Below are 13297 nucleotides of genomic sequence, written 5' to 3'. Positions count from 1 at the left end.
TATGTTAACGATTAACCAACCAGCAAGTTGCTAAGACACTTGATTTGATGATGAGACAGTCAGACTGATCTACTAAAAACCTTACGAAAACATAGGCTCTGATGAAGCCGCAGGGATGATAAGGACAGTAGAAGCAAATATCCATCAGGGCCAGAGGAATCCCTCAATAACAGGCCGAATATATGGGTGCAATGAACTCTTCTCAAAATTGATATCGAATGTCTTGCAAACCGGATGGGTCCATATATGTTGTTCAAGTCCATCCTTGGATGCTCGACCGCCCCGTCCATGGGGCGGACGGTCGTCTCGTAAATCACCATGGCTCTCCTTTTTAGCGTTAGTGTAATCTGTAGATTTAAAAGCCTTACGCTGCACGCTTTTGGACAAAAGATAGTTAGAGTCAGCTCCTCAGAATCCCACTTTCAGATAACTTCTCGTATCCACAAATGTCAAATTCCACCGCTGTCAGCTGTGCCTGATGATGTTTCTTTTACCCAGAACCATGCGCCTTTCACAATGCTATCCAAATTCAATTCCAACTCTGTAATAACCAGCTTTGCCTGAAACAACGCCGTTATAGCTAATACAACCGTTAGCCACATTGTCACGTTTGTTCTTCTTCGTTCAGTAGCATCAAGTTGTAACAGTTCCATTGTTGTCAGTGCCTTACCTTTAATCCTGCACTCATATTGATTAACCAGTTCAATATCGCCCGATTCCGCCAATGATCTCATAACTAATAGCGTTGCTTGCTTTAACGTCGGGTATTGAGGGTGCAAGATAGCGTACATCCCATAGATGTTATTCAGAATTCGCATCACATTTAGTGTCTGTGTGTGGTTATTTTCAGACAATTCAATAACCGCACGTAGAACCCTGCTTCTATCAGGTCTCTTATGTTTCTTCTTTGAGTGCAGTAACTGAGGAACAGCGTACCTCCACAGTGCATACTTGGACTGTATCTTATAGAACCCAGTTACCTCATGTATCAGAAAATCAAATGGGGATTCATATGTGTGCGTAACCAAGCCATGATAATGATTTATGGTAAAGTTCAGCACTGTCAGATTTTGTAGGTCTAACAACATACTTCTGTCATGGGTTCTCTTGGCTTCATTCCACACTTTTACTTTAAGCTTGTTGCCATTATCAACTACGGCATCAGCAAGGTAGCTCCCATGACTATCGGTCACATAAACACTATAACAATCGATCTCCTTGCCACTGTCTCCGCTACGGGGAATTCGTTCAGGAGTATGTATAGTTAACGCCTTAGTTAGTTCATTTATGAATATTTTATCTAGCCAACTCAGTACCATAGCTAATCATCCATATGCCTTTAATTTCATTTAATAATACGCCTGTTAGTAACTAACACAAAGTAACCCGACTAATCCGTAATTAATACGTTATTTATAAGCCAAATACCTCGACAACATGCTTTGGGGCAATAGCTTTTTAGCTAAACTAACAGCAGAAGTGTTAGTTAGGATTGGCATTGTTGTACCAGTGACCGTTGGCGACATGGATGTCGCCGTCGAGCCTCATGGATGCTTATTTTGCAAGAAATAGACGGCGTGTCACTGGGGAAACAATGACAATTCATGCAGCACAATTGACGATACAACTATCTTTCTTTGGGGCATAAGAGAGTTAACAGCAGATGGCTGCTATTGGCAGAAATCAGAAGGTCTAATGTAGATATTCCATCCGTAATTATCTTCGGTTTTTTAGTTTACGCTGTAACCAGTGCCGTTTTAAGCGCTGTGGTTTCCTGTGGTGTTAATGGCCGCATTTGACCTTCTTGTAACTCACCAGATGCTAATTCACGTAAATTCAGCGCCATTATGGCGATGCGCTCAAGATCGATAACGCGATATCCGAGCGCCTTGGACATACGCCGAATTTGTCGATTTAATCCCTGAGTCAGCACGATTTCAAAGCTGTCCGAACTGAGGCGGCAAACTTGGCAGGGCAGGGTTTGCACATCTTTATAATTCACTCCACTGGCCATTTGTTCAACAAAATCATCAGTGAATGGCCTATCGAGGCGCACATGGTAGGTTTTGCTGTGGGCAAAGCTGGGGTGTATGAGTTTATGGGTCAGCTCACCATCGTTAGTTAACAGCAACAGGCCGCGGGAGTCCTTATCGAGTCTGCCGACGGGGTAGAGTCTTGGCGCTTTGGGAAGTAGGTGTATGAGGCTCGTTTCATCCTGCTCAAGCAGACGGCAATCTGTGCCCACAGCTTTGTTAAATACCCAATAGGCGAGTGTTTCGGCTTTAGTGATAGGTTTGCCATCAAACTCAATACGGTCGAGGCAGTTTAATGACTCGTCTAAACAGATGGGATCTGTGTGACGGGCGATACCGCCATTGAGTGTGATGCGCCCAGCCTCAATCAAACGGCAGGCTTCACGGCGTGAGCCTATGCCACACTGGGCGAGGTATTTTGCTAAGCGCATGGATTACCCTAAAGTATTTGGCGTTCTTGGGCGCGATGATACAGTATTTTTGATAGGCGCCGCATTGCAAAGGCTAGGCTTAAACACCAAATAATACTCAAGTTAGTTTGGAGCCACATATTGGCTGAAACAGTACAAAAGTATGTTTGGGGCACACAGGGAGGGAAATCCAATATTGTCCAATCTAATTGCAGGGTTAAACTCACTGCACTACAAAAGCTGATCAGGCTCAAATAGAACAGTGGCTTTGGGCAAATAAACCGAGGCACTATCCCCGCTATAATCACAAGGCTGTGTAAGGTGAGGGTGCTTAATAGATAACTCGTTGAAACTATTCGGTGTATGCTCAAAAAATTAATGGGGAATATTCCCATCAAAATCACAGATACTCCTACCCAAGCACCTGTAAGTGCGATGCATTGGCTGAACGTATCCAGTTTTAGTAAGTAGAGCCCGGTCATTGAAATGAGTATGCAGAGCCCTGCAGCCAATAAGCTTAAATTAAACACATAAGCGAGGGGTGAGTTGATATAGTTACCTAAAAAATCAGCTCGTATTTGTAAGACTTGAACTCCAACGTTTTGATATTCAGCATAAATAGCAATTAAAACTCCAGAAGCGCTAATAAAGGCTGCGCCTACAATCAACCATGTAATAAGACGATGTAGATCGTAATAACTTGGTTCTTGGTGATAAAGAGGATTCATGGAGACTAAAAATATACTGACGGGATATGACCACATTGAATGCGGTAACTTGCCTGAATTGTTTAATGAAGGCAAGCGAGTTGATGCTTTTTCGTCAAAAGAGGGCTTTAAAATGACAAGGAACGCCTAGTGCGTTCCTTGTCATAAACGTTAGATTCTACTCATGCGACTCAAATATCATTTAGTGTCGTTTGCGGAAAATTACAATCGCAACAGCCACTACGGCTAAAATCATACAGTACCAAGCGTGTGATACCGCTGCTAATGGCGTGATGCTAAAGGTCGAAGCAATTAAGAGTGCCTGTGCACCATACGGGATTAAACCTTGGATAATACAGGCGAAAATATCGAGTATGCTGGCGGCACGTTTTGGACTCACGCCATGTTTCTCTGCTAAGTCTTTTGCAATATCCCCCGTCACCACGATAGAAACCGTGTTGTTAGCCACACAAGAGTTAGTCACTGCGACTATACCAGCCATGCCTAGCTCAGCAGCGCGGCATGAAGCTTCACCTTGCGCCTTGGAGAAACGAGTGATCAGCTTTTCAATCTGTTTACTCACAAAGGCAAGACCACCTTGCTGCTGCATGAGTGCGGCTAAACCACCCACTAGCATAGACAGAATGAAAATCTCCTGCATATTGCTAAAGCCAGCATAAATATCTTTACCGAATTGGATCATGCCGTAATCCATAGTAAACAGGCCGGTTGCGCCCGCTAATAAGATACCTAAGGTCAAGACCACAAATACGTTCAGACCCGCCACAGCTAAGATCAAAATGGTCAGATAAGGAATGACCTTAATAAGATCGATATTCTGCGTTGCTAATTCTGCTTGTCCTTGTCCGGCAAATACAAAGGCGATTAAAGTTAGCAGTGATGCGGGAATAGCGAAAATCAAATTTTCACGAAATTTATCTTTCATATCACAGCCTTGGGTGCGCGTAGCTGCAATTGTGGTATCGGAAATAATCGACAAGTTGTCACCAAATAGGGCGCCAGACATCACGGCTCCCGCCATCAGTGCATAGTCGATTTGCGCTTGGTCGGCTACGCCTAGGGCGATGGGAGCGACAGCAGCGATTGTCCCCATAGAGGTTCCCATGGCCGTTGCGATAAAAGCGGCAATCACGAAGAAACCAGGTAGTAACAGGTTCGATGGGATTAACGATAAACCAAGAGCAACAGTAGCATCGACGCCGCCAGTGGCTTTAGCGACTGCAGCGAAGGCGCCTGCAAGTAAGTAAATTAAACACATAGCAATAATATTGCTGTGACCAATACCGCCAATAAAGGTATCAATCGATTGATTTAATTTCTGTTTTGATAAAATCAACGCCAGAATGATTGCAGGTAAAATAGCGATAACGCTGGGTAATTGATAGAAGGCAAAGTCGACACCTTGGCTTTGGAAATACACACCCGCGCCAATGAAAAGACCAAGGAAAACAAATAATGGCAACAGGGCAATAAAAGATGCCGGGCTGTGCTGTGCTGCTGTTGGATTGCTCAAATGTTATCTCTCTTTCGCTTAGGGTTTTTCCGCAGGATCCTTGGCAGTCAAACTCGCTTAAATTCAGTGTTGCCTCGGCATCGTATCCTAGCAACTTGAGGCAAAGCATATTTGATCACTGATAACCTGTCAATTTAGACGTCTAGATGTTTTTACTTCCGTTGTGATCGCTAGGTTATTAATAGGTTGTATAAGATGAAAATTAGTCTTTATTTTAATTACTAATCAATATTTTACCTGTTTTCATTTAGATTGAGTTAGAGGGTTTATATCTGATTTAGCGTGTATTTCAACTGAATGGAATAGCGTAAAATTTAAGCGGATGACTGGTGTGATGGAGTAAGCCGGCTATTTATTGCTCCATTTAGTGTGAGTTGTTGGTGGGTAAGACAGCATAAATAGCGTAAATGATGAGTGGCATTAATCAATAGGGCTCATTTGGGGACGTATTGACTTAGTTCGCTTGTGCAGCGTTGTGATAGCAATGATAAGTCAAATAACTTTAATAAAACCTTAATAAGCAATCTATTGTTTTTAAATGTAAAACAGTTTCAAGCATCTAAAATCCCCATAAAAACTAATGGCAACAATTTGTATTGAAGTAGAGACTTTAATAGAATCCGCACAAATTATGTTAATTACTCTTAGTGCTTTGTTTAAATTTAACTGGATGAAGCGTTTATTGCTGATCCCTCAGATCTTCCTACCACAGTGGGTATTATCATGATACGTCGCGCTAAGCCATTACTCGGAACGCTGGTGGAAATCGCTGCCGAGTCACTGCCAAATCAAAGCGGTGAGGTACAACTTAAAGATAAAGCATTGGAAGCGGCTATTAGCGCGGCTTTTTCGCGTGTGACCCATATTGGGCGGTTGCTGAGCTTCCATCAACAGGACAGCGAGTTAAATCAGTTAAATCGGCAGCCGGGAATTTGGGTAACGTTAAGCCAAGATAGTTTACGAGTGCTCAAGTTGGCTAAGGGGCTGGGTAAGGCGAGCAACAACTTATTCAATTGTACCGTTGGCGGCGAAATGATGTCTCGCGGCGCTTTGCCTGCTTACCTTGGTATGCCATTGTTATTGCAAGGTGACTGGCAAGATATTGAAATAAAAGGTAATCAAGCGCGGTTAGCTAGACCGCTAATTTTAACCTTAGATGGTATAGCTAAAGGTTATGCGGTTGATATGGCAGTGAGTGAGCTGCGTCGCGCTGGCGTGAGCGGAGGTTGGGTCAATGCGGGTGGCGATTTAAAAGTTTTTGGCAGTGCATCTTTAAATGTAGTGTGCCGTGGTCCATTAGGAGCGAGCCAAAAGCTCTGCGTTAGTAATATGGCGCTCGCCAGCTCAAGGGTCTCACAAACCTTAAGTCATGATTACCCTGCACTATTACTGCCAACTGGCAATGTTGCCGATACGAACGTCGATGCTGAAAGCGAGCGTATTGTTAGTGTGAGAGCCTCTTTTGCTTGGCGCGCCGATGCGTTAACGAAAGTCGCAGGCTACCTTAATCCCGACTTGGCCGCTGAAAAAATTGCTCACTTGGGTGGTCAATTAGTCAGTTTTGATTGATGTATCTTTTGCCTGTTTTACAGCTTTTGCAGATGATTGAATTAGAAATTCAATCATTACTGTGAGTTAACATTAAGCAGTTAGTACTGTTATTCGCACTTTAACGGGTGAATCGATACAACTTGGGTTTCTTTACCGTTATTTGCAACTTGCATACGGTTGTGGGCTTTTATTGTCTTCAAGCTTTGCTTGGTATTATTTCCATTAAAAAGAGTGCCTACATTGGGCACTCTTTTCGTTTCAATAGCTTATCGCTAACCATGTGTCGTTAGTCATTTATCTTAAGCGACTTTAAATCGCGCAACTTCTTTTTGTAGGTTGCTGCAAATGGCTTTAGTGTTGACGACTATTTGCTGCGTTTCTTGGATCACTAAGTTGCAGTATCTTGTTTTATCGGATAATTCGGTCAAGTTACGATTAATTTCTTCGGTCACATGGGTTTGCTCTTCGGTCGCAGTCGCCGTTTGAGTGGACATCTCACTGACCTTAGAGGTGGAGTTTAGAATCTCATCTAATGCATCTTGGGTCTGGCTGGCGAGGGTCACGGTTGATGTGGTCAGGCTAGCTCCCGATTCAATGCTTTTAACCGCATCATTTACTCCGCGTTGCAACTCTTCAATCATGCGCTGAATATCTTGGGTTGAGGTTTCGGTACGACTCGCCAGTGTACGTACTTCATCGGCAACTACGGCAAAGCCACGGCCCTGTTCGCCAGCGCGCGCCGCTTCAATGGCCGCGTTAAGGGCAAGGAGGTTAGTTTGCTCAGCGATTGAGCGAATCACATCAAGCACTGAGGCAATATTGGCAGAATTGACTGAAAGTTTTTCAATAACTGTCACTGCATTTTTAACTGATTCAGACAGTTGCTGAATATGATTAACGGACTGGGCGAGGATATTTTTACCCTCTACTGTTTGGTCATTCACTTTAGTGATTTCGGTGGCAGTATGAAGAGCGTTACTGGCGACTTCTCTTACGGCTGCACTCATTTCATTTACTGCTGTGACAATAGTATCGACAAACTGCTCTTGTTCATGGCTGATGTTGATTGTGGTAGCTGACTTAGTTGCAAGGCTTTCAACGGTTTGGCTCACATCTTTAGTTTGACCAATAATCGAGATGACCATTTGCTGTAGCTGCTCTACAAATAAGTTAAATGCATGGGCGAGCTCGCCGATTTCATCCTGACGTGTGATAGGGATCCTTTGGGTTAAGTTACCGTCACCATCGACAATGTCATTGATCCTGCTAGTGATATCTTCAATTGCATTGACTATGATTTTAGGTCCGAAGTAGGCAATCAACAGCGCCACAATGGCGACTAAGCTCGCTATCGTTAAGGATATTTGGGTTTGCGTAGTTGCCTGTTCCGTTGCTTGTAAATCTAGCTCTTTTACTCTGTTATCGGCGGCTTCGCCCGCAGCATTGTAGATATCTCTTAATGCCTTAAATTCTTGCTTGGATTTGGTTTCGTGGAGTTGTTTCGCGCGTTCAAAATCATTACTTTTGACGGCATTAATGACCTCTGATGAGGCCTGATACCAGAGCGAAAACTGCGCCTCAAAGCCATTGGTTGATTGCAGTACTTGCAGGTGATCTGTCAGGATTTGTTTAAATTCTCCCATTCTGTCACGGGCTTGATCGACATTCTCTTGCCAGTTATCAATTTCACTTTTGCGATTATCGGCAGATAATTCTTCCCTGAGTAACACTTCTTCACTTAGCTGCGCCTGATAAAGGTCGCGATCTGCATTGAGAATTGCCGAAATTGCGGGATTAAATAACTGACTAAATTCCTGCATCTGTTTCACAGTGGCACGGCTTTGCATAGCGTCGGTGACCGCCATGACAATGAGCGCTGTCGCCATAATGGCAAACATCAGTGAAAACTTAACGCGAATACTGTTAAACATAGGACGATCTCCATTAATAACTTAATAAATAGCTTAGCCGTTATTTATAGAATTGCCTTTGCGTGCAGCAGATTGCGATGGGATTTTGTACGCATTGAAATAAGTGAAACCGCCTTGGTCACTGTTACCAAGGCGTTGACGCATTACTTTGGATTATTCAGGACAAGCTAGGGTAGGGATGACTTTAGGCTTAGGTTTTATCTGCACTAGCATGACGCCAATAATGACCATAGAACCGCCAATATAATGATAAATGGCTAAGGTTTCATCTAGGATGATGGCCGCCAGTATCGCCGCAATAATAGGCATTAAATTAAAGAATACGCTGGTGCGATCGGCGCCGAGTTTGCTTATGCCATTGATCCAAGCCCACGGCGCTAAAAGTGAGGCAGCGATAGCAGCGTAAAGTATCAGTGGTGCCGATTGGGCACTGATCGCCATGCTGGGACTTGTAAACAGCAGTGGTGTCAGCATGAATACGGCTATGAGTCCTTGAATATAAACCGATTCCCAAGTCGGTAGTGGCAGTTGCCAGCGTTTCAGTAATACGCCATAGAGCGCATACACAAAGGCGCTAAAGAGCAACAGTAAATCACCTTGAGTCACGCCGATGGCAAGGTTCATCATATCGCCGTGACTGAGCATAAAAATCAATCCAAATAGCGAGATTAAGGTGCCACCAAAGGCTAACGGTGATAATTTTTGCTTGAGTAATGGCACGGCTAAAAACAGACTGATCATAGGCACGAGAGAGGTGATTAATGCCATATTTGTTGCCGTGGTGGTAGCCGCTGCAAAATAGGCCAGACTTTGGTTTAGCACCATACCTAACAAAGCCAAAGTAGCAAACTTAGGTAACAAAGGTAGTATCACTTGGCGTTTTTGCCAGACGCGACTTGCGACAAAGGGGGTTAACAATAACATAGCGAAAAACCAACGGTAAAACGCTATGGCTTCAGGATCGATAATCCCAAATGAGAGCTTGTTGACTATCGAATTGCCTGCCCAAATTAATACGGCCAACAGGGGAAACAAATACAGCATGGTCTTGCCTTTAGGTACTGGCTAAAGTGACTGGCCTTAGCTTATGGCTTATCACTTAAGCATCCAGATAATAGATTAGTGGCTATTATCCATGGTCGGTTATGATATAAATATCGCTTATCAGACAAGGTCAGTTCCTCTACGGACAAGCGTAATCTGGGTTAGCGATTTCGTTTGAGTTTTTTGGACCACCATAGCTTTGAGGGCATCAAAATGCGCACGGTTTACCATCCGCTCACGGCAGAGCAAGAGCCTGCTGCAGATATCTTCTTCAACTATGAAGCTTTCCTGCCAAATACGGTAACGCCAAAACATCAACATGTTTGGGGGCAACTGCAGTTAATCAGCGGTGGAATTATGGAGTTACATGCTGCAGGGCAACGGTTTTTATCGCCGTCACAATATGCGATTTGGGTTCCTGCGGGGATAGAACATGAAAGTTACACTCGGCGCAGTATTCATTATTGCTCGATGAATATAGTTGCCGAGCGAGCTGCGGCTTTTCCCATAGAGACCTGTCTTTTAGCCGTGACACCCATTGCCCAATCTATCGTTAACGATCTGCGGGAACGGCAAGTCACTGTGGCAGAAACTGCGGCGGATAAGCGACTGGTTGAGGTTTTACTCGATCAGCTGACCTTGGGTAAAGCTCTACCGCAATTTCTGCCCACCGTTTCAGATAAACTGTTACAGCCGTTGTTGCTGGCACTTGAAGCCGACCCTGCGAGTTCGAAAACCTTTAAATCTTGGGCCAGTGAATTACATACCACAGAGCGTACCTTAGCTCGTCGCTGCCAAGAGGTTCTGGGGATGAGTTTTACTGAGCTAAGACAAAGGCATAAGTTTATCTATTCATTACATCTATTACGTCAGGGACTTGCGATCAAAGAAGTGGCATTGACGCTCGGCTATAACCAAACTTCGCCTTATATCGTGATGTTTAAAAAATATGCTCAGTGCTCACCTGAGCAGTATCGCCGCCGATTGTGATTGAGTGGCTGATGGAGCAAGGCTTAATAAAGGCGAGATGATGAGATCTTATGCGAAAGTCGCGCTAGATGATGCACTAAAAATATTGGGGTAAACTGTGAAATAAGATAGGGTGCTAAAGTATTAACACCCTATTTTCGGCCTATTTAAAGAGAGGATTTAAGGTTTTTTACAGAGTTAGATAAGTTAGTCGGAAGCCTTTTGGCGGTTCCGTTTATCTTGACGCTTCTCTTTTAAGGTTTTCATTGGCGGTTTTTTGTTTTTTTCTTTACTCATAGATATAAACTCCAAAGTGAAGGTTACTATCCGAACCCGCGCCGCAAATCGGTTTCGATAGTTGGGCTCAATTTTTATTTCAGGCTTTAATTGAGACGGTTTATTTATAAAGAGTATAAAAATAAATTTAACGATTGAGGCGCCGTGCTAAACCTCTTAACCCCTTTGCTGTTTACTCTAAAGCGCTGCCATGACTTATACATAAATAGTTGCAAAGAGTCGTTAATTGCAGTGTTAAACTTATTTAAAGTGTCTCTTTAATAAATATCGCGGCCAGTTAATGACTTCAAAATAACATTCCCTCTTATTATATCATGTTGAAAATGCCGCTATAAGCCGCCGCTAATAGCGAGTTCAAAGCATGTTGCCACTGAATTGAACATGCTCTATTTTAAAATGCTTACAACCTTATAATCATATTTTTAAAATTTTCTGAAATGTTATCAAGTAGCAATACTCAATAGCCATTTACAAAAAGTATGCCCAAATGATTTTTTCCTATACAGACTTTTTAGGTTGTTTTTTCGTTAAACTGACATCTTTAATCATAAACAGAACTGGTTTGCCTAAAATGCTCACCTCTGCCAGTTCGCCCTTTGATAACCCAAGTAAGCTGACGCCTAAATCTGATATGACAGAGAAACGTCCTGCACTGGGTTTATGCCTTGGTGGATACACGAGTTCAATTTGATACTCTTGCTGATCCTGCAGATTAACTAAGTGAATTTCCCGTCCCACAGTCACTTTATCACTCGTCGTATCATGCTTTAGCTGCTCAAGCTTACTAATCACGCCTGCCAAAGCCGTTGGGCGTAGAGAGGCATTAAAACTGTTTTGTAAATAATAGGTTTCAGTTTTTAGAATAAAATTCTGGAAAAGACCACTAAAAAAAGAATATGCCATTGCAGCCTCTGAAATAACAAAGTTAAAATATAAGCATAGAAATTAAAATGAGTATTACTCTGTGCTTATTTCACAAGAAGTTATAATTCTGCCGAGCGCGAGTGACGCTCGGCTTAGACTGGGAATTTGAGCGTGAGGCGGATTGAGCTTACTGAACTAGATGTGTTAGCTAACACATGGGAAAATAGTGATGAAAATGCAGTGCTAAACATAGTGTTACATCTCCAGTCAAAAGTTGATATTCGATTGATTATTTATTTTTGTATATCGATTTAGTATATCGGTCTTGCCATTAACTAAATTTCACCATTAACTAAATCTTGCCATTAACTAAATAAGTAATTGCTTGGCTGATACCATAGGTCAAGTAAAAATATAAAGCAAGCCTAACTAAGCTAATTTTGCTGAATATACTGATAACAGCAAAGCTAGATTTAACATAGTTTTAACTTTGCTACATTGAGGCTAGTCTTCGTCAATTTAATGCTAGCACTCGTAAAGTAAACTGAGCACTTGTTAATTTGGCGGAACTGAAAGCCAAATTAATTCAACCATTGAATGTTCTAGTGCATTGTCGCTAGATGCTATGGGCACTAACTGAATTAAGCCTTAATATAAGCTTCTAAAGTCAATATTTACTTAGGTTGTTAAGCCCGCACCTTTTAAAAGTATTTTGATACACATAGAGACGAGGAACAGACAGCTTACGCTTGTACACCAAATCAGCACTAACCAGCCGAGTCGATAGGCGAGGGATTTCGTTTGGGTCGTCATGTTGATCTCCTGCATATGTAAAGTTATCTAAGGTGAATCAGCGACCTAAGCCAAGTTAGCTTAGGTCGCGTTTTGGGGAGCCTCTTTTACCTGAGTCATGGCTAGTGATAGCCTGCATCCTTGGTTACTTTGCCGCGGAACACGTAGTAGCTCCAAAAGGTATAAACCAAAATCAGCGGGATGATCATCAGGGCGCCGACGAGCATAAAGCTTAGGCTGCTGTCGGGGGCTGCTGCCTGCCAAAGGCTGATGTTGGGTGGAATAATGTGCGGCCAGATACTGATCCCTAAGCCACTAAATCCTAAGAAAATCAGCCCTAGAGTGAGTAGGAATGGCTGATAGTTATCATCACGATTTAGGGATTTTATCAAGGCCCAACCGCAGGCTAATACCAGTATTGGCACTGGGGCGAAGTAGAATAAATTCGGCAAGCTAAACCAGCGCTGGGCAATATTGGGTTGCACGAAGGGGGTCCATAAACTGACTAAACCTATGGTCATCAACAGGCATAAGGTCAGTGCTTTGCCGAGTTGTTGCATGGTCGTTTTAAGCTCGCCTTGGCATTTTTTCACCAGCCAAGTCGCGCCGAGCAGAGCATAGGCCAGCATAAGACCAAAACCGCAGAAAAGTGAGAAGGGCGTTAACCAATCGAAACTACTGCCGCTAAATTGTTGGTTACTCACCGAAATGCCAGAGATAAACGCCCCCAGCACTACGCCCTGTGAAAAGGTGGCCGTGATAGAACCGAACATAAACGCTTTATCCCAGAATGGTTTAGCTTCTGCGCCCGACTTAAATCTAAACTCAAATGCCACGCCGCGAAAAATCAATGCCAGCAGCATGATGAGCAGCGGTATGGTTAGCGCTTCGAGCACTATGGCATAGGCGAGGGGAAAGGCACCGAGCAGGCTGGCGCCGCCGAGCACTAACCAAGTTTCGTTTCCATCCCAAACGGGGGCGACGGTATTGACCATAATATCCCTGTCGTCCTCATCGTGAATAAAGGGAAATAGTATGCCGATGCCGAGATCGAAGCCATCCATCACGATATACATTAAGGTGGCAAAAATGATGATCCCGAACCAAATCAAGGGTAGATCGAATTCCATGGTGAGCCCTTAAATATGTTTAAGATTGAATAAGT

General features: G+C 43.3%; 11 protein-coding genes. 2 read left to right on the top strand and 9 right to left on the bottom strand.

Annotated features, from left to right (window positions below; genetic code table 11):
- Positions 1 to 449: 449 nt before the first annotated feature.
- The 4 genes from L5M17_RS15360 to L5M17_RS15345 all read right to left on the bottom strand — a co-directional run bounded on the left by L5M17_RS15360 (position 450) and on the right by L5M17_RS15345 (position 4684).
- Positions 450 to 1319, bottom strand: a complete 870-nt coding sequence (locus L5M17_RS15360) for a hypothetical protein (protein ID WP_263148390.1) — start codon at positions 1317 to 1319, stop codon at positions 450 to 452.
- A 416-nt stretch (positions 1320 to 1735) separates the two neighbouring features.
- Positions 1736 to 2464 (bottom strand): 23S rRNA pseudouridine(2604) synthase RluF, encoded by a 729-nt coding sequence (locus tag L5M17_RS15355; RefSeq protein ID WP_263148388.1) that lies wholly within the window; start codon positions 2462 to 2464, stop codon positions 1736 to 1738.
- Positions 2465 to 2472: 8 nt separating this feature from the next.
- Positions 2473 to 3171 (bottom strand): hypothetical protein, encoded by a 699-nt coding sequence (locus L5M17_RS15350; RefSeq protein WP_263148387.1) that lies wholly within the window; start codon positions 3169 to 3171, stop codon positions 2473 to 2475.
- Between the two features lie 181 nt (positions 3172 to 3352).
- Positions 3353 to 4684 carry a Na+/H+ antiporter NhaC family protein gene (locus L5M17_RS15345; RefSeq protein WP_263148385.1) on the bottom strand — a complete coding sequence of 444 codons (1332 nt, stop codon included), beginning with the start codon at positions 4682 to 4684 and terminating at the stop codon, positions 3353 to 3355.
- Positions 4685 to 5407: 723 nt separating this feature from the next.
- On the opposite strand from L5M17_RS15345, the gene L5M17_RS15340 reads away from it, so the two are divergent.
- A complete protein-coding gene (locus L5M17_RS15340; protein WP_173496924.1) occupies positions 5408 to 6253 on the top strand; it encodes an FAD:protein FMN transferase in 846 nt (281 codons plus the stop codon).
- A 281-nt stretch (positions 6254 to 6534) separates the two neighbouring features.
- Here the strand turns inward: L5M17_RS15340 and L5M17_RS15335 are convergent, their stop codons facing one another.
- Positions 6535 to 8166 carry a methyl-accepting chemotaxis protein gene (locus L5M17_RS15335; RefSeq protein ID WP_263148381.1) on the bottom strand — a complete coding sequence of 544 codons (1632 nt, stop codon included), beginning with the start codon at positions 8164 to 8166 and terminating at the stop codon, positions 6535 to 6537.
- 153 nt (positions 8167 to 8319) lie between these two features.
- Positions 8320 to 9210, bottom strand: a complete 891-nt coding sequence (locus tag L5M17_RS15330; protein ID WP_028761579.1) for a DMT family transporter — start codon at positions 9208 to 9210, stop codon at positions 8320 to 8322.
- Between the two features lie 213 nt (positions 9211 to 9423).
- On the opposite strand from L5M17_RS15330, the gene L5M17_RS15325 reads away from it, so the two are divergent.
- The gene (locus tag L5M17_RS15325) at positions 9424 to 10200 is read left to right on the top strand and encodes an AraC family transcriptional regulator (protein ID WP_263148379.1); all 777 of its coding nucleotides are present in this window, start codon (positions 9424 to 9426) and stop codon (positions 10198 to 10200) included.
- A 774-nt stretch (positions 10201 to 10974) separates the two neighbouring features.
- On the opposite strand, the gene L5M17_RS15320 is transcribed toward L5M17_RS15325, so the two are convergent.
- The 3 genes from L5M17_RS15320 to cydB form a co-directional block, all read right to left on the bottom strand.
- Positions 10975 to 11379 (bottom strand): GreA/GreB family elongation factor, encoded by a 405-nt coding sequence (locus L5M17_RS15320; protein WP_028759523.1) that lies wholly within the window; start codon positions 11377 to 11379, stop codon positions 10975 to 10977.
- Positions 11380 to 12018: 639 nt separating this feature from the next.
- Complete coding sequence (locus L5M17_RS15315) at positions 12019 to 12153, bottom strand: DUF2474 domain-containing protein (protein WP_105250029.1); 135 nt, start codon at positions 12151 to 12153, stop codon at positions 12019 to 12021.
- Positions 12154 to 12254: 101 nt separating this feature from the next.
- Positions 12255 to 13262 (bottom strand): cytochrome d ubiquinol oxidase subunit II, encoded by a 1008-nt coding sequence (gene cydB / locus L5M17_RS15310; protein WP_263148378.1) that lies wholly within the window; start codon positions 13260 to 13262, stop codon positions 12255 to 12257.
- Positions 13263 to 13297: the final 35 nt, after the last annotated feature.

Origin of the sequence: Shewanella sp. SW24, assembly GCF_025653395.1 — a bacterium.
Classification (GTDB): Bacteria; Pseudomonadota; Gammaproteobacteria; order Enterobacterales; family Shewanellaceae; genus Shewanella; species Shewanella oncorhynchi.
The sequence above is the reverse complement of the archived record's forward strand: the minus strand, read 5'-3'. Positions and strand labels throughout refer to the sequence as shown.